This is a genomic window from Pseudoalteromonas simplex (genome assembly GCF_015278155.1).
GTDB classification, from domain to species: domain Bacteria; phylum Pseudomonadota; class Gammaproteobacteria; order Enterobacterales; family Alteromonadaceae; genus Pseudoalteromonas; species Pseudoalteromonas simplex.
Genome location: NZ_JADILN010000008.1, coordinates 117,651 through 133,871, shown reverse-complemented (window position 1 = coordinate 133,871; position 16,221 = coordinate 117,651). Strand labels below are relative to the sequence as shown.

Below are 16,221 nucleotides of genomic sequence, written 5' to 3'. Positions count from 1 at the left end.
TCCCTCATCGCATAACCTTTACATGGGTAAAAAGTACTACAATTAAATGTTAGTTCAATGCGAATATGTTAGCCAATCCTATACTAAAATATTTTCAATGGGAGGCGATACTTGATTAAAATACTCGGGTATTAGATAATTGCGACCATTATAGGTTTTGAGGGTTTTGGTATGTCAGATGAGTTGCCAATCAAGTTCAGCGATGCAGCAGCTGTTCGCGTTAAACAGTTAATCGAGGAAGAAGAAAATCCTGATCTAAAGCTACGTGTATACGTTACAGGTGGTGGTTGCTCAGGTTTCCAATATGGTTTTACTTTTGATGAAAAAGCTAACCCTGGCGATTTAGAAATTGTTAAAAATGGTGTAACGCTAGTTGTTGACCCTATGAGTATTCAATACCTAGTTGATGGTACCGTTGATTACACAGAAGGCCTTGAAGGGGCTCGCTTTTTTGTGAATAACCCGAACGCAACTACAACCTGTGGTTGCGGAGCCAGCTTCAGCGTTTAATTATTTATGAAAGCCACTTGATGTGGCTTTTTTATTGCTTTAACTTCTCATAATATCCTGCCTCTGCTAAATTTTACGCATTATTAGAAGGAATTTTGCGTTGCCAAATATAATTACAACAATAGAAAAGAAACCCTATATTTTAGCTATCGCCATTGTTTTGGTGATTATATTGTGGATGCTATCCGGCGATAGCAAAGCAGATCAAAACGCGCAGCAAAGTAAAGAACAAGCCCAAGAGCGCTTGCCTAAAGTGCAGGTGATGTCATTAGTTGCTAAGAAAATAAATAAAAACCTGACCTTTTACGGTAAATCAGAGCCTGACAAAATCGCAAATATTAGCGCTAGGCAAGCAGGACAAGTACTCGAAATCTTGGTTGAAGAAGGTCAGTTTGTAAAACAAGAACAGGTTATTTTACGCCTCGATAAGTCTGATTTAGCCGCCCAAATTACATCAGCAGAAGCCTTAGTGGCACAGTATCAAACTGAATACGAAGGCGCCCTTAAGCTAAATCAGCAAGGTTTACAGAACAAAGTATTAACCATGCAAGCGCAAGCTATGTTGCAACAGGCTAAAGCAACCTTAGTTAGCCTTGAATTAAAACTAGAGCGCACTGAAGTACGCGCTGCTTTTGATGGCGTTATTAACAAACGTTTAGTCGAAATTGGTGATTATGTTGGCATAGGCGACCCTATTTTACAGCTCGCTGATTTAGACCCGTTAATTGTTAGAGCCGATGCGACTCAAAAAGAAGTGCAAGGCTTAGAAGTCGGGCAAGCTACTTTTGCTCATGTTTTAAATGACAAAACCTATCCTGGTCGTATTCGTTATATTGCATCTGTTGCTGATGACAGCACCAATACATTTCGCATCGAAGCGGCGTTTGAAAACCCAGGAATGAAATACAAAGCAGGTTTTTCGACTCAGCTAAATATTGAGTTGCCAACTGAGCCTGCAATGTTATTAAGCCCGGCTTTTATGGCCCTTGATGAGCAAGGTAATATCGGCGTAAAAGTCGTGAATGACGATAATATTGTTGAGTTTAAATCGGTGAATCTGGCTAAAAGTACCGAGCAGGGGGTTTGGCTTTGGGGTTTAGGCGAACAAGCAAATGTCATTACCCTTGGTCAAGGTTTTGTGCGTGCCGGTGATAAAGTTGAGCCCGTGTTTACTGAAGCTACGAGCAACTAAGTATGAAAAACTTAATCGCAGCGTCGTTGACTCACACGCGTACAGTTTTATCTATTTTCATCTTGTTGCTGATCTCGGGCTGGGTGACATATCAAACCATCCCTAAAGAAGCGAATCCTGATGTCACCATTCCTTTTATTTATGTGTCGATTATTCATGACGGTATTTCCCCTGAAGATGCTGAGCGGCTATTAGTTAGGCCAATGGAGATTGAGCTCCGCTCGATTGAAGGCGTAAAAGAAATGTCAGCGGTGGCAAGTGAAGGGCATGCCTCTGTGACCCTTGAATTTATCGCGGGTATGGATCCCAAAGAAGCCTTAGCTGATGTGCGAGATAAAGTCAGCTTAGCTAAGGCGAAACTGCCTTCTGAATCAGAAGAACCAGAAGTTCATGAAATCTTGATGGAAGACGAGCAACCGACTATTACATTAACCTTATCCGGTGATGCGCCAGAGCGAGGTTTGTTAACCCTTGCTCGTAATCTTAAAGATGAACTAGAAAGCATTTCTAGCGTATTAGAAGTTGATGTAGGTGGTGATCGCGAGGACATGGTCGAAATTGAGGTCGATCCACTGGCGATGATTTCTTATGGCTTAGAACCGAGTGACATCATTCAACTGCTATCAAATAACAACCGCTTAGTTGCTGCCGGTACACTTGATACTGGTAAAGGACGCTTTGCTGTAAAAATCCCATCCGTGTTTGAGACGATTCAGGATGTCATGGAGCAACCCGTGAAAGTCGTTGGCGATAGGGTGGTACGTTTTATGGACGTAGCAAAAATTCGTCGAGCGTATAAAGACCCAACCTCAATCGCACGTATTAATGGCCGCCATGCGGTTTCGCTGGAAGTAAAAAAACGTGCTGGTGAAAATATTATTGATACGGTCGAACAAGTGAAGCAAGTGGTCAATGAGGCCAAGAAAATATGGCCTGATCATATACGCGTTGATTACACCGGCGACATGTCAAAAGACGTAAAGATGATGCTTTCTGATCTGCAAAATAATGTGCTGTCTGCCGTATTATTGGTGGTTATCGTTATTGTGGCGGTACTTGGTGCGCGCACGGCATTTTTAGTGGGTATTGCCATTCCCGGTTCATTCTTAACGGGGATTTTAGTGATCTCTGTGTTTGGTTTAACGGTGAATATCGTGGTGCTCTTTGCGCTCATCATGGCTGTCGGTATGCTGGTGGATGGCGCAATTGTTGTTAGTGAGTTTGCAGACAGAGCAATGAGTGAAGGCAAACCGCGCAAGGTTGCATATAAACTGGCTGCAGAACGAATGGCATGGCCAATTATCGCCTCTACGGCAACAACATTAGCGGCCTTTGCCCCGCTGATATTTTGGCCGGGAATGATGGGCGAGTTTATGAAATACTTGCCGATTACACTTATTGCTACCTTGTCTGCGTCATTACTTATGGCACTGGTGTTTGTACCAACTATTGGTGGACTAATAGGTAAATCTAGGCCGCTTTCTGAGCAGCAAAAACATGATTTAGAGTTAGCAGAATCTGGCGATTTAACGCAAATTAAAGGGATGCTAGGGCGTTATATTCGAGTGCTTGATTATGCAACAGAGCGTCCTTGGTGGAGCCTTGCTGCTGCAATCGTGTTTTCTATTATGGTGTTTTTTGCCTTTGCTATTTCTAAGCTTGGCGTTGAGTTCTTTCCTGATGTTGAGCCAAATGGCGTCAATATCAAAGTACGTTCTTACAGTGACTTATCCATCTTTGAAAAAGACGTGATCATGAAAGATATTGAGTCGCGCATCCTAAAAGTGGAAGGTATAAAAACTCTGTACGCACGTACTGGTGGTAAAGATCAAGTAGGCACGTTTAGAATGAATCTAAAAGATTGGGATGAGCGTCCGCCCGCAGAAGATATTATCAGCCAAGTTAACGAAATCACGGCAAGTTATGCCGGTGTAGAAATTGAACTTCGTAAAGATGAAAACGGCCCAGGTGGTGGTAAAGCGCTAAGCATTGAGCTGAGCTCTCGGTTTGTTGATGTGCTTAACAGTGAAGCTAAGCGAGTAAGGCAAGCTATCGAGAATGATGGCGCGTTTCGAAATGTTGATGACAGTGCTTCAAAACCGGGCATTGAGTGGCAACTTAAATTGAATCGTTCTGATGCCGCTCGTTTTGGTGCCGATGCCAGTATGTTAGGGGCAAATGTTCAGCTTATTACCAATGGCTTGAAATTAGGGGAATACCGTCCAGATGATGTGGATGACGAGATTGATATTCGCGTACGCTTTCCTCATGACAAACGTGATTTAGGACGTCTTGAAACGTTACGTGTAAAAACCATGCACGGGCAAGTGCCAATTAGTCACTTTGTTGAGCGTCAAGCAGCGCCTAAAGTCGATACTATCCGCCGTGTTGATTCTCAGCGCGTTGTTACCGTTAATGCAGACATGAAGCCGGGTGAACAACTTGCCAAGGCATTGCCGCGCTTACAAGCGCAATTAGAAGAGCAAGGATTAGACCCTCGCGTGAAAATTAAAGTGCGTGGTGAAACTGAAGATCAAGATGAATCAGAAGCCTTTCTTGAGCAGGCTTTTGTGGTTGCTCTATTTGTGATGGGTATCATTTTGGTGACGCAATTTAATAGCTTTTATCAAGCATTTTTGATTTTAAGTGCTGTGCTATTTTCAACTGTGGGTGTGTTCTTAGGTTTAATCGTATTACAGCAACCGTTTGGTATTGTGATGTCAGGTATTGGGGTTATTTCGCTTGCAGGTATTGTGGTTAATAACAATATTGTATTGATTGATACCTATAATGTTTTACGAAGCCAAGGTCTGGCTGCCAAAGATGCGATTTTGCGAACCGGTGCACAGCGTTTGCGTCCGGTATTGCTAACGACTGTTACCACCATTTTGGGATTGATGCCAATGGTACTCCAAGTGAATATTGATTTATTTAACCGTCACATTGATTTTGGTGCGCCATCTACTCAGTGGTGGGTGCAATTGGCAACAGCCGTTGCGGGTGGTTTAACATTTGCCACGGTGTTGACACTTGTGCTTACACCGTGCTTGTTAATGCTGCGAGATCGCCGTAGATAGCAATAGGTAAATTCGTTACCGATTAATTAAAAATGAGTGACCCTAGTGTTGGGTCACTTTAATCATCAGTAAAAAGAAGCCTAAAACTAACGCTGATGCGACCAAAATGTATACAAAGCCATTTTTACCTTGCTTAATTGGTACTCGATTGTGTTTTAAAAATAGGTACCATGCTACACACAGTACAATTGGCAACAAAAATAATATACGAAACATTTCTTAGCCTTTTTCAGTATTTACGTACACTTTAAGCATAAATATGCAGAATTTAAAGCGATACTTTCATCTTGTTTGACTTCCAATTGATCAATTTTTTGGTACAGTTAACCAGTTAACTATAGAGCACATGCTTTAATTTTAGCTACACTAAGACATGTATACTAATAAGGTCCATACCTAAAAGGTGGACATTTGTATAATTAATAATTCAAAGTGAAAATTATTAGTATATAATGTATCCAAGAGTGAGACGGGCAAATTTCACTCTTAAGTTTATTAATTTAAATCATCTAGTAGGAGATGTATTTTATGATGGGTAAAACAGTTTCTTCTGAAGAAAACTCGAAATTAACGAAATGGCTTAAAACTAAACGCCACGAGAAAGGTCACACAATGCGTAGCCTTGCGCAGGTTTTAGGTACACCGCATTCTTTTATCGGTAAAATTGAAAACCAAGAACGTCGACTAGATGTTATTGAATTCATACGTTATTGTGATGCTTTAGAAGTTGACCCGTACGAAGGTCTTAATTTGCTAAAAGACGCATAATTTTTTAGTGCTTTGTGGTGAAATAACACTACTAAAGTAATACAAATAGTGCAGGGAGGCGCTATTAAAATTTCACCATTTATCTCTCCTCTAAAATTACTTTCGTATCTAACTTGTTAAATCCCTTTGATGATAGTTGTTTTCTAGTGCATAAAGCTTATGCCTAATTAAAAATAAGAAAATTAATGAAGGTAAAACCATAAGTGCTGTCACTACAAAGAACATCGCCCAATTTCCTCCTAACCAGTCATCAATGAGCACGCCGCTATAACTTGAAAGTAAAGTTCTACCTAAATTACCTAATGATGCAAGTAGCGCATAGTGAGTGGCACTAAATGCTCGGTCGCAAAGCATAGATATAAACGCCACCATGGCAACGAGAGACCAAGCCTGTGTAAAACCATCAATAATGATTGCAAACGCGTAAAGGCTCAATTTAGGGCCTGCTATAGCAATCCAAGCGAAGGCGAGATTTGAGGCTGCCATCGCAATACCACTAATAAATAAGCCTTTAACAATGCCATATCGTTGGTTAAACAAACTACCTAGAAAGGTGAAAGCGATAGTAAGTACTGCCGTACCTACTTTTGAGAAGGTAGCAATATCGCTATTCGAGAAGCCCACTTCTTTATAAAACACGATAGACATTCGCCCTAAGAAGGCCTCGCCGATTTTAAATAAGAAAATAAAAGCTAATAAAGCCAATGCTGTTTTTACCCCGTTACGGGCGAAGAAGGTTCTAAAAGGATCAAAAACGGTTACAGCAAGCCATGCAATAACTTTAGCAAAGCGAGTTTGCGTACTACCAGCCAGCTTTTGTTGATAGGTTTGCTCAAGCTCTGCTTGAACTGCATCGCGATTTGATTCTGGTTCTTTCGCCCAAAATACGCTGCTCATTAATAGCAGCATCACGAGAGATAGGAAAAAGTAAACTTGTGGCCAATCAATTGAAGGAATGTCGGCCATATAAAACGGTAGGGCGCCTAATAGAGCATAGCCGCTCCACCAACCTGAGGTTGCCATTGCTGCCGCTGCGGTGGCTTTATGGCTCTCATTTTCTGCCAAAGTGTCGATACGAAATGCATCAATAGCAATGTCTTGAGTTGCAGATGCTATTGCAATCACTAAACACAGTGCGGCAGCAAACCAAAGGTTGGCTTTGATATCGAGCCCTGCAAGCGAAAAGGTTCCAATAAAAATGACTGACTGGCAGAGTAAAATCCAGCTACGGCGCTGGCCTAGCCAGTTAAATAAAAAGGGTAACTTTACACGGTCAACGAGCGGTGACCATAAAAAGTTAATGCTATATGCACCAAACACGATGCCAAACAACCCAATCATGCTGCGGCTTAGGCCTTCATCTTTTAGCCAGGCCGACATGACAGAGCCAATCAATACCCACGGAAAGCCGCTGCTAATACCAAAAATAAAAATATTAATTAAACGTTTATCTTTGAAGTATGAGAAATACTCTGAAAAAGAAAGGGTTTTTGTCATAGTGTTGCCAGTTTAAGGGGCGTGCGCCCCTATTTATTATTGATTAGCGTCAAGCACTTTTACGTTTAAGATAACTACAGGATCTTTGGGTACAAAGCTGTAACCAATTTTTTCATTGAAAGCAGTTTCGACACGCATGATTTTGTCTAGAGTTTCGTAGCCATCCATGACCATACCAAATACAGCAAAGCCCCAATCACGACCTGGATTAAGATGGTCGTTGTCGTCCATATTAAAGAAGAATTGACGCGTACCTGAGTGTGGTTTACGGTCTTGATATGCCATTGCGATACTATACATATCGTTTTTTAACCCGTTGCCACTTTCATTGAAAATAGGGTCACCTTCGTACAGACCATCGTAGTCTTTATCGTAACCACCGCCTTGAATTACAAAATCACGTTCGTTGTCTTCATCACGTTCAACACGGTGAAATACACTACCTTGATAGCTACCATCGGCAACGTAAGTTAGAAAGTTATTTACTGTAATTGGTGCCCGTGAACGATCCATTTCGACCACAATACTGCCAAGCGTAGTAACAATTTCTACGCGCGGAAACATATTGTCTTTTTGAATAAACTTACCTTCAGTCGCTGCGAATGAACTGTGAGCAAAAAACAATAAAAAACTAAGTAATAAAATGCGTTTCATGGTTAACCTTCTAAATAGGCGATTAATTCTGGGTCAGATACAATGCGTGTTATAACCTGTTCAGTCAACTTATTAAGTTGACCTTCTATTTTTGCACGGTCATGACTGAGTGGTCCTTCAAGATTTGCGTTGCCGCGGTATATCTTAGTAAAGTTACTCGTACTTTTAATCACTCTTAAACCAAACTCCACATTTGCAGCACTACTGTGCGTCATCATCTTTTCGGTGACAGTTGCTTGCAACTTATGAATATCTAATTCAAAACGTGTAGTTGCTAAGTTTGAAATGTTTGCACCATTACGGCTTAGAGCACTGTCTAAGGCACTTTTCACAGAATCAGCTATTCCAGGGCTTGCAAGCGTTTTTACTTTGTCTGAACCAATGATTTTAAGGGTCACATTGTCACCACGTAAGTCAATTACGCTGGTGCTAACATTACTGTTAATAGTTGAAATTTTCCCGCCTTGATAAACGGGGTTCAAAATTAACTGATTTGGCTGATTGCTACACGCAGATAGGGCGGCTAGCAAGCATAAAGGAAGTATTTTTTTCATTTAGTTAGCTCCATTAATTATTCTTTGTAGCACTTAGTACGACAAACTTTTTATTAGATCCTAATAGCTTACAATTGCCGAACATGCGTTTTAACTTTTCATGATAGTCTAGATGACGATTACCAATAATTCTTAATTCACCACCGTGCTTTAATGTTTGTTTTGCCTGTTTGAACATTTGCCAAGCGATATGATCGGTGACCGCTTGCGCTTGGTGGAATGGTGGGTTACATAAAACAAGGTCAACACTGTCAGGTTGAAAATCGGTTAAACAGTCGTTTTGAACAAACTCACACTGGTCTAATTGCTCAGGTAAATTGTGAGTTATGTTCAATTTGGCAGATTCAACGGCCATGTAGGACTCATCAACGAAGGTTACATGGGCTTTAGGGCAACGTTTGAGAGTCATCAACCCAACAACGCCATTACCACAGCCTAAATCAATGATGCTGCGGGCTTTACTTGTTTGTGGCAAATAGTTAAAGAAAAAGCGCGCGCCGATATCTAATGAGTCCCGAGAAAATACATTGGCATGATTTTGAATTTCAAATTCACTGCCTTCAAGTGGCCAGTTAACAGGAAAGGGGGCTACTTTATTAAGACCACTGGTTTTACTGATAATTAAACGGGACTTTTTAACCGCTAAGCTGGTTGATGTTTCACCGATATACTGACTAAAAGCCTTTATAGTTGAGTTATGAATGTCTTTCGTTTTACCCGCTGCAATGACGTCGATATCGGCAGGTAAAGCCGTACTGATTGCGGCAAGTTGATGCTGAAGATAGCCTAAATTGCGTGGCACTTTTAATATCACTAAATCAACCTGATTAGGTAACGCAGCTAAAGAGTTCAACTGTGTTAGTGATTCGCTCGATAGCTCATTGACTTGTAAATTATAACGGGTAGCTTGATGACCAATATACGAGTCGTTAACTGAATAAACTGTTAACGTATTAAAGGCACAGGCTAAAGCGCCAAAGCTGTCATTGAGTATCAGGATTGAATTTGCATCTGGGTAGTGCTCTTGTACATAATTGACAAGATATTCATCGCCAGAGTCCCATGCTTGAAGACTGCGATTTTTTTGATCTAACGGAAAGCGTTCTAGGGTATAGGTGTTATCACCGAGCTGTGCTTGGGTGGTCATCATGATTTTACGAAAGTATTAATGTATAGGTAAATTCTAACATGCAACAGCCAAACGCCAACCCTAATCATCTACCTGATGGGTTTTCTTACCAAGCCAATACATTGAGTGCGCAAAAAAGCCTCGAATTATTTTACTTTCTTCAGCAGCAGCTCAATTGGCAGCAACCGGCTATAAAAGTGTACGGAAAAAGCCATGTGATCCCGCGTTTGCAATGCTTTATTGCTGATCAGAACGTAAATTATGGTTACTCGGGTTCAAAATTAATCGTTGAGCCTTGGCCAGAGGTACTTGATGCTATGCGTGTACGCTTATCAAGAACTTTGCAGATACCATTTAATGCGCTTTTAGTTAATTTGTATCGAGATGGTCATGATTGTATGGGCTGGCATAGTGACGATGAGAAAGAACTTGGTGAGCAACCAACAATCGCGTCTGTATCACTAGGGGCCGAACGTGTATTTAAAATAAGGCACAAATATAAAAATGAACAATATAGCACTGTGCTGCAAAGTGGTAGCTGTTTAATCATGAATGGTTTTAGCCAGCGCGATTACCAGCATAGTTTGCCGAAGCAGCAAAGACTCAAACACCCTCGAATTAATCTTACCTTTCGTTCAATTATATAAAATCATTGGTAAATTGAGCCATGCCCTTGATATAGTAGCTGGCAATTATTTTCTTATGAAAGGTCTATGACACATGTCAATGCAACAACAAATTGAGCAAAAGCTTGCTGCGGGTATCGAATGTAAACACCTGAATGTTGTCAATGAAAGCCATATGCATAGTCGTGGAACTGAGTCGCATTTTAAAGTGGTGGTTGTGAGTGAAGAATTTGCAGGTAAACGTTTACTTGCCCGTCACCGTCAAATTAATGAGCTATTAAAAGATGAATTAGCAAATCACATTCATGCATTAGCGATTCACACATTTACTCCAGAAGAGTTCAGTGAACAACATGGACAGGCACCTGAATCACCAAAGTGCTTAGGCGGCTCAAAGTTCGACTAAATTAGCAGGACAGTCACTCAAAGTTAGAAAGACAGACACTCAAAGTTAGAAGGACAGTCACTCAAAGTTAGAAGGACAGTCACTCAAAGTTAGAAGGACAGTCACTCAAAGTTAGAAGGACAGTCACTCAAAGTTAGCAGGACAGTCACCTAAAGTTAGAAGGACAGCCACCTAAAGTTAGAAGGACAGTCACTCTAGACTGCTTGTCACTTGGGGTTTTAAGCTCGAAAAATTTACGTGGGTCTGAAAAGTTTTACTGATCAGACCTGTATTTTAACTATTAGCCTTTAAACTAGCGCTAATTTTTATTGTGATAGATATAGGATGATCAATGGTCATTAAGCCGAAAATTCGTGGATTTATCTGCACTAACGCGCATCCAGTAGGGTGTGCTGAGCACGTACAAGAACAAATTAATTATGTGAAAGCGCAAGGACCACTGAGCAATGCACCTAAGAATGTATTAGTGATAGGTGCGTCTACAGGTTACGGCCTAGCATCACGTATCACGGCTGCATTTGGTGGCGGTGCTAAAACGTTAGGTATTTTCTTTGAAAAAGAAGGTAGCGAACGCAAAACGGGTTCTGCAGGTTGGTACAACACAGCAGCATTCCAAGCAGCCGCTGAAGAAGCTGGTTTATGGTCTAAAAATATCAATGGCGACGCGTTTTCTAACGAAATTAAGCAAAAAGCAATTGATACTATCAAAGCTGATCTAGGTAAAATTGATTTAGTTATTTACAGCCTTGCGTCACCTCGCCGTACTGATCCAAATACAGGCGAAACTTACTCATCTTCGCTTAAGCCAATTGGCTCTGATATCACCACGAAGAACTTAAATACTTCAAAGCGTGTGATTGATGAAGTAACGGTTGAAGCAGCAAACCAAGAAGACATCGACAATACAATTAAAGTAATGGGCGGTGAAGATTGGGAAATGTGGATTGACGCATTAAAAGAAGCAGATGTACTTGCTGATAACTTCAAAACAACGGCTTACACTTATATCGGTAAAGAATTAACATGGCCAATTTACGGTCATGCGACAATTGGTAAAGCGAAAGAAGATCTTGACCGTGCAACGCAAGCAATCAAAGAGTCAACAAAAGGCTTAAATGGTGAAGCGTATGTTTCTTCGTTAAATGCGGTTGTGACACAAGCAAGCTCGGCAATTCCAATTATGCCTTTATATATCTCTGCTTTATTCAAAGTAATGAAAGCAGACGGTACTTACGAAGGTACCATTGAGCAAATTCACTCACTATTTACTGAAAACCTTTACGGTGAAACACCACGTTTTGACGAAGGTGGTCATTTATTCCAAAACTACAAAGAGTTAGAAGATGATGTTCAAGCTCGTGTACAACATGTTTGGGATACAGTAGATACAGATACAATTGACGAATTAACGGATTACGTGGGTTACCATAATGAGTTTTTACGTTTATTCGGTTTTGGTATCGAGAGTGTAGATTACGAGCAAGATGTGAATCCTGATGTTGCGATTTCACAGTTGATCGATTAATCGCTGAACAAACTTGATTTTGTAAAGTCGCTTTTTTAAGCGACTTTTTTGTTTCTGGATGAAAATAAAACATCATCAATAGCACTTTGGTCTATATTGAATTTTATTCAAAAGGTTTTTGTAGTCTAAATAACCGTATCTGTCGTATAAATTTCATATTTGCTCTCGCATAGTCACCCTGATTGATGTTAAAATTCGGGCAATATATGTGAGGAGTTTACTGCGTTGCTTGTTTGGGGTGTTAAACAGGCTATTCTTTGATACTTAGAGTTTAACTTGAGCATATCAAATGGCGACGTGGTTGGTACGATTTTTCAGTTTCTTTCCGTTAATGTAATGCAAGTGCGTATGATCAACATAAAAAAAGGTCTGGATTTACCGATAGAGGGCGCACCTCAGCAAGTTATTCACGATGGTTCTGCCGTCAAACGTGTAGCTGTGCTAGGTGAAGAATATATTGGTATGCGTCCAACCATGCATGTTCGCGTGGATGACCAAGTCAAAAAAGGCCAGGTACTTTTTGAAGACAAAAAGAACCCAGGCGTCTTATTTACTGCACCAGCTTCTGGGGTAGTTAAAGAAATCAATCGTGGTGCTAAACGTGTGCTGCAATCTGTTGTTATTGAAGTTAATGGCAGTGAGCAAATCACCTTTGACTCTTTCAAGGCCGACGAGCTTTCGGGCTTAGACCGTGAAAAAGTGAAAGAAGTACTAGTTCAGTCAGGTCAATGGACAGCACTACGTGCTCGCCCATTCAGCAGAGTAGCTGCTTTGGATGCAAATCCTAGCTCTATCTTTGTAACGGCTATCGACACTAACCCGCTAGCTGCAGATCCTGCAGTAATCATTGCTGAAAACACTCAAGCATTTGAAGCAGGTTTAGCTGTGGTATCTCGTTTAACTGACGGCAAAGTATTTGTTTGTAAACAAGCTGGTAGCCAAGTGCCTAGTTCATCAATCCCTCAAGTAGAAGTACATGAGTTTGGTGGTAAGCACCCGGCAGGTCTTGTTGGTACACACATTCATAACTTAGACCCAGTTTCTGCAAGCAAGCAGGTTTGGCACTTAGGTTACCAAGACGTAATCGCGTTTGGTAATTTATTCCTAACAGGTGAAATCTTCACAGACCGTGTTGTTTCGCTTGCTGGTCCACGTGTTAAAAACCCACGCTTAGTGAAAACTCAGCTAGGTGCATCTTTAGATGATTTAGTTGCTGGTGAATTAGAAGACGGTGATAACCGTGTAATTTCTGGTTCTGTATTATCAGGCGCTATCTCTCAAGGTCCACACGCGTTCTTAGGTCGTTACCATGTTCAAGTATCAGTATTACTTGAAGGTCGCGAAAAAGAGCTATTCGGTTGGATCGCACCAGGTGCTAACAAGTTCTCAGTAACACGTACCTTCTTATCTCACCTTGCTCCTAGCCGTCTATTTAACATGACGACTTCAACAGGTGGTTCGAAGCGTGCCATGGTTCCAATTGGTAGCTATGAGCGTGTTATGCCTTTAGACATCCTACCTACACTATTATTACGTGATTTAATCGCACGTGATCTTGATGGTGCTATTTCGTTAGGTGCGCTAGAGCTTGATGAAGAAGATTTAGCATTATGTACCTTCGTTTGTCCAGGTAAATACGAGTACGGTTCAATCCTACGCGATTGCTTGACTACGATCGAGAAGGAAGGCTAGAGAGATGGGTTTAAAGAAATTTCTAGAAGATATTGAGCCGCATTTTGAACCGGGTGGTAAACACGAAAAATGGTATGCGCTTTACGAAGCTGCAGCGACTATTTTCTACACGCCTGGTTATGTAAATAAAGGCAAAACACACGTTCGCGATAACATCGACCTAAAACGTATGATGATTTTAGTGTGGATGGCGACGTTCCCTGCAATGTTCTTTGGTATGTTCAACATCGGTCATCAGGCCGCAGGTGCTTTAGCGCAAGGTTTTGAACTAGCAAACACATGGCAAGTTGGTTTGTTCCAATTATTCGGTGGTGAATTAACTGCTGATTCTGGTTGGGGCGCGAAAATGTTTTACGGTGCCTGCTTCTTCTTACCAATATACGCAGTAACATTTGCTGTGGGTGGTTTCTGGGAAGTGCTATTTGCTTCAGTGCGTAAGCACGAAGTAAATGAAGGTTTCTTCGTAACATCTGTATTATTTGCACTAATCCTGCCTGCAACGATTCCTTTATGGCAAGTTGCACTAGGTATTACGTTTGGTGTTGTAATCGCTAAAGAAATCTTTGGTGGTACAGGTCGTAACTTCCTTAACCCTGCTCTTGCCGGTCGTGCGTTCTTATTCTTCGCATACCCAGCGCAAATTTCAGGTGACACAGTATGGACAGCAGTAGATTCATTCTCTGGTGCAACTATGCTTGGCCAAGCTGTTGTTGGTTCACTTGATTACAGCAACATGGAGCTATGGTGGAATGCGTTCTACGGTTTCATTCAAGGTTCTATGGGTGAGACGTCAACACTAGCACTATTAATCGGTGGTTTATTCCTAATTTACGTGCGTATCGCTTCATGGCGTATCGTACTAGGTGTATTCCTAGGTATGGTTGCAACGGCATTCTTACTAAATACAATTGGTTCAGAAACTAACGCTGTATTTGCTATGCCTTGGCACTGGCACTTAGTTCTTGGTGGTTTTGCATTTGGTATGTTCTTCATGGCAACAGACCCTGTATCTGCATCATTCACAGACAAAGGTAAGTTCGCTTACGGTGCGTTAATCGGCTTTATGGTTGTAATGATCCGTGTTGTTAACCCGGCATTCCCAGAAGGTATGATGCTAGCAATCTTATTTGCTAACTTATTTGCACCATTATTCGATCACTTTGTAGTGCAAGCTAATATCAAGCGGAGGTTGGCACGTAATGTCTAGTAATAACGAATCAATCGGCAAAACGCTAACCGTTGTTGTTGCACTATGTTTAGTGTGTGCAATCATCGTATCGTTTGCTTCAGTTCAGCTTCGTCCTTTACAGCAAGCTAACAAAACACAAGATATTCAACGCAATATCTTAGCGGCTGCAGGCATTGAAGTATCAGGTACTGTGTCAGATACCTTTAACTCAAAAATTGAAGCACGTGTTGTAGACATGAACACAGGTGAGTTTGTTGAAGGTGCTGATCCTAACTCATTTGACTTCGAGAAAACAAAATTCGACCAAGCTCGTAGCTTTGCGTTGAAAGCAGAAGGAATTAAAGACATCGCTGGTATTCAGCGTATGACAAAAAATTCACCTGTATATATTTCGAAGAAACCTGATGGTTCTACAGACGCAATCATTCTACCAATCCAAGGTTATGGCCTTTGGGGTGTAATGTACGGCTTCTTAGCGCTTGAAAGCGATGGTGAAACAGTTAAAAACATCAACTTCTTCAAGCACAACGAAACGCCAGGTCTAGGTGGTGAAATCCAAAATCCACAATGGACTGCTAAATGGCAAGGTAAAGAGTTACCAATCAATATCATGAAGAGCGGTGCGAAGAACGAACATCAAATCGATGGTCTTTCTGGTGCAACATTAACTTCAAACGGTGTTGATCACACAGTTGACTTCTGGACTGGCGAGCATGGCTTTGGTCCATTCCTTGCGAAAGTACGTGAAGGAGCGTTGAAATAATGGCTGATACTAAAGAAATGAAGTCGGTCCTATTTGGCCCGGTATTCGCAAATAACCCGATTGCATTACAAGTACTAGGTATTTGTTCTGCGCTAGCGGTAACATCAAGCTTAAAAAATGCACTAATCATGTCAATCGCATTGACACTAGTAACTGCGTTTTCTAGCTTGTTTATTTCGTCAATTCGTAACCACATCCCATCATCTGTACGTATCATCGTGCAAATGACGATCATCGCATCACTTGTAATCGTTGTTGACCAAGTACTGCAAGCATTCTCTTATGCAACTGCTAAAGAGCTTTCAGTATTCGTTGGTCTAATCATTACAAACTGTATCGTAATGGGTCGTGCTGAAGCATACGCAATGAAGTCACCACCGTTAATGTCTTTCTTAGACGGTATCGGTAACGGTTTAGGCTACTCAGTAGTACTACTAACTGTTGGTTTCATCCGTGAGTTATTCGGTAAAGGTTCACTATTCGGTGTTGATATTATTCCATTAGTTCAAAATGGTGGCTGGTATCAACCAATGGGTCTATTGATTTTACCACCGAGTGCATTCTTCATTATTGGTTTATTCATCTGGGTACTTCGTACCTTCAAGAAAGACCAAGTAGAAGCAAAAGCGTAAGGGGCGA

General features: G+C 41.2%; 16 protein-coding genes. 11 read left to right on the top strand and 5 right to left on the bottom strand.

Annotation, left to right across the window (positions count from 1 at the left end; genetic code table 11):
- Positions 1-171 precede the first annotated feature (171 nt).
- The 3 genes from erpA to IRQ78_RS15300 all read left to right on the top strand — a co-directional run bounded on the left by erpA (position 172) and on the right by IRQ78_RS15300 (position 4,779).
- Positions 172-510 (top strand): iron-sulfur cluster insertion protein ErpA, encoded by a 339-nt coding sequence (erpA, locus tag IRQ78_RS15310; protein ID WP_036966451.1) that lies wholly within the window; start codon positions 172-174, stop codon positions 508-510.
- A 100-nt stretch (positions 511-610) separates the two neighbouring features.
- The gene (locus IRQ78_RS15305; RefSeq protein WP_228482652.1) at positions 611-1,702 is read left to right on the top strand and encodes an efflux RND transporter periplasmic adaptor subunit; all 1,092 of its coding nucleotides are present in this window, start codon (positions 611-613) and stop codon (positions 1,700-1,702) included.
- Between the two features lie 2 nt (positions 1,703-1,704).
- Positions 1,705-4,779 (top strand): efflux RND transporter permease subunit, encoded by a 3,075-nt coding sequence (locus IRQ78_RS15300; protein WP_194442615.1) that lies wholly within the window; start codon positions 1,705-1,707, stop codon positions 4,777-4,779.
- 42 nt (positions 4,780-4,821) lie between these two features.
- Here IRQ78_RS15300 and IRQ78_RS15295 read toward each other — a convergent pair whose 3' ends face one another.
- Positions 4,822-4,995: a hypothetical protein gene (locus tag IRQ78_RS15295; protein WP_171043836.1), complete on the bottom strand. Its 174-nt coding sequence runs from the start codon at positions 4,993-4,995 to the stop codon at positions 4,822-4,824.
- A gap of 312 nt (positions 4,996-5,307) precedes the next feature.
- On the opposite strand from IRQ78_RS15295, the gene IRQ78_RS15290 reads away from it, so the two are divergent.
- The gene (locus IRQ78_RS15290) at positions 5,308-5,547 is read left to right on the top strand and encodes a helix-turn-helix domain-containing protein (protein ID WP_054554271.1); all 240 of its coding nucleotides are present in this window, start codon (positions 5,308-5,310) and stop codon (positions 5,545-5,547) included.
- 108 nt (positions 5,548-5,655) lie between these two features.
- Here IRQ78_RS15290 and IRQ78_RS15285 read toward each other — a convergent pair whose 3' ends face one another.
- The 4 genes from IRQ78_RS15285 to IRQ78_RS15270 are packed head-to-tail and all read right to left on the bottom strand — an operon-like array spanning position 5,656 to position 9,399.
- Entirely contained in the window at positions 5,656-7,044 is a 1,389-nt protein-coding gene (locus IRQ78_RS15285) for an AmpG family muropeptide MFS transporter (protein ID WP_194442614.1), read from the bottom strand.
- 36 nt (positions 7,045-7,080) lie between these two features.
- Positions 7,081-7,698, bottom strand: coding sequence for a peptidylprolyl isomerase (locus IRQ78_RS15280; RefSeq protein WP_054554273.1), 618 nt, complete (start codon positions 7,696-7,698; stop codon positions 7,081-7,083).
- Between the two features lie 2 nt (positions 7,699-7,700).
- Entirely contained in the window at positions 7,701-8,252 is a 552-nt protein-coding gene (locus tag IRQ78_RS15275; protein WP_138618073.1) for a YajG family lipoprotein, read from the bottom strand.
- Between the two features lie 13 nt (positions 8,253-8,265).
- Positions 8,266-9,399 carry a methyltransferase gene (locus IRQ78_RS15270; protein ID WP_194442632.1) on the bottom strand — a complete coding sequence of 378 codons (1,134 nt, stop codon included), beginning with the start codon at positions 9,397-9,399 and terminating at the stop codon, positions 8,266-8,268.
- Between the two features lie 41 nt (positions 9,400-9,440).
- On the opposite strand from IRQ78_RS15270, the gene IRQ78_RS15265 reads away from it, so the two are divergent.
- The 7 genes from IRQ78_RS15265 (at position 9,441) to IRQ78_RS15235 (ending at position 16,214) form a co-directional block, all read left to right on the top strand.
- Positions 9,441-10,028, top strand: a complete 588-nt coding sequence (locus IRQ78_RS15265; RefSeq protein WP_194442613.1) for an alpha-ketoglutarate-dependent dioxygenase AlkB family protein — start codon at positions 9,441-9,443, stop codon at positions 10,026-10,028.
- A gap of 73 nt (positions 10,029-10,101) precedes the next feature.
- Positions 10,102-10,413: a BolA family protein gene (locus IRQ78_RS15260; protein WP_054554277.1), complete on the top strand. Its 312-nt coding sequence runs from the start codon at positions 10,102-10,104 to the stop codon at positions 10,411-10,413.
- A 331-nt stretch (positions 10,414-10,744) separates the two neighbouring features.
- Positions 10,745-11,938 (top strand): enoyl-ACP reductase FabV, encoded by a 1,194-nt coding sequence (gene fabV / locus IRQ78_RS15255; RefSeq protein ID WP_194442612.1) that lies wholly within the window; start codon positions 10,745-10,747, stop codon positions 11,936-11,938.
- A 348-nt stretch (positions 11,939-12,286) separates the two neighbouring features.
- Complete coding sequence (locus IRQ78_RS15250; RefSeq protein WP_054562348.1) at positions 12,287-13,630, top strand: Na(+)-translocating NADH-quinone reductase subunit A; 1,344 nt, start codon at positions 12,287-12,289, stop codon at positions 13,628-13,630.
- 4 nt (positions 13,631-13,634) lie between these two features.
- On the top strand, positions 13,635-14,837 hold the full coding sequence (locus IRQ78_RS15245; RefSeq protein WP_054554279.1) for an NADH:ubiquinone reductase (Na(+)-transporting) subunit B: 1,203 nt from the start codon (positions 13,635-13,637) through the stop codon (positions 14,835-14,837).
- The gene (locus tag IRQ78_RS15240; RefSeq protein ID WP_054562304.1) at positions 14,830-15,582 is read left to right on the top strand and encodes a Na(+)-translocating NADH-quinone reductase subunit C; all 753 of its coding nucleotides are present in this window, start codon (positions 14,830-14,832) and stop codon (positions 15,580-15,582) included. Before IRQ78_RS15245 ends, IRQ78_RS15240 begins: the two co-directional genes overlap by 8 nt.
- Positions 15,582-16,214, top strand: coding sequence for an NADH:ubiquinone reductase (Na(+)-transporting) subunit D (locus IRQ78_RS15235; RefSeq protein ID WP_054554281.1), 633 nt, complete (start codon positions 15,582-15,584; stop codon positions 16,212-16,214). Before IRQ78_RS15240 ends, IRQ78_RS15235 begins: the two co-directional genes overlap by 1 nt.
- Positions 16,215-16,221 lie beyond the last annotated feature (7 nt).

Coding starts and splice junctions, on each gene's coding strand:
- IRQ78_RS15250 (WP_054562348.1), top strand. CDS start 12,287: ATGATCAACATAAAAAAAGGTCTGGATTTACCGATAGAGGGCGCACCT.
- IRQ78_RS15260 (WP_054554277.1), top strand. CDS start 10,102: ATGTCAATGCAACAACAAATTGAGCAAAAGCTTGCTGCGGGTATCGAA.
- IRQ78_RS15275 (WP_138618073.1), bottom strand. CDS start 8,252: ATGAAAAAAATACTTCCTTTATGCTTGCTAGCCGCCCTATCTGCGTGT.
- IRQ78_RS15245 (WP_054554279.1), top strand. CDS start 13,635: ATGGGTTTAAAGAAATTTCTAGAAGATATTGAGCCGCATTTTGAACCG.
- IRQ78_RS15240 (WP_054562304.1), top strand. CDS start 14,830: ATGTCTAGTAATAACGAATCAATCGGCAAAACGCTAACCGTTGTTGTT.
- IRQ78_RS15295 (WP_171043836.1), bottom strand. CDS start 4,995: ATGTTTCGTATATTATTTTTGTTGCCAATTGTACTGTGTGTAGCATGG.
- IRQ78_RS15280 (WP_054554273.1), bottom strand. CDS start 7,698: ATGAAACGCATTTTATTACTTAGTTTTTTATTGTTTTTTGCTCACAGT.
- erpA (WP_036966451.1), top strand. CDS start 172: ATGTCAGATGAGTTGCCAATCAAGTTCAGCGATGCAGCAGCTGTTCGC.
- IRQ78_RS15290 (WP_054554271.1), top strand. CDS start 5,308: ATGATGGGTAAAACAGTTTCTTCTGAAGAAAACTCGAAATTAACGAAA.
- IRQ78_RS15265 (WP_194442613.1), top strand. CDS start 9,441: ATGCAACAGCCAAACGCCAACCCTAATCATCTACCTGATGGGTTTTCT.
- IRQ78_RS15285 (WP_194442614.1), bottom strand. CDS start 7,044: ATGACAAAAACCCTTTCTTTTTCAGAGTATTTCTCATACTTCAAAGAT.
- IRQ78_RS15300 (WP_194442615.1), top strand. CDS start 1,705: ATGAAAAACTTAATCGCAGCGTCGTTGACTCACACGCGTACAGTTTTA.
- fabV (WP_194442612.1), top strand. CDS start 10,745: ATGGTCATTAAGCCGAAAATTCGTGGATTTATCTGCACTAACGCGCAT.
- IRQ78_RS15235 (WP_054554281.1), top strand. CDS start 15,582: ATGGCTGATACTAAAGAAATGAAGTCGGTCCTATTTGGCCCGGTATTC.
- IRQ78_RS15270 (WP_194442632.1), bottom strand. CDS start 9,399: ATGACCACCCAAGCACAGCTCGGTGATAACACCTATACCCTAGAACGC.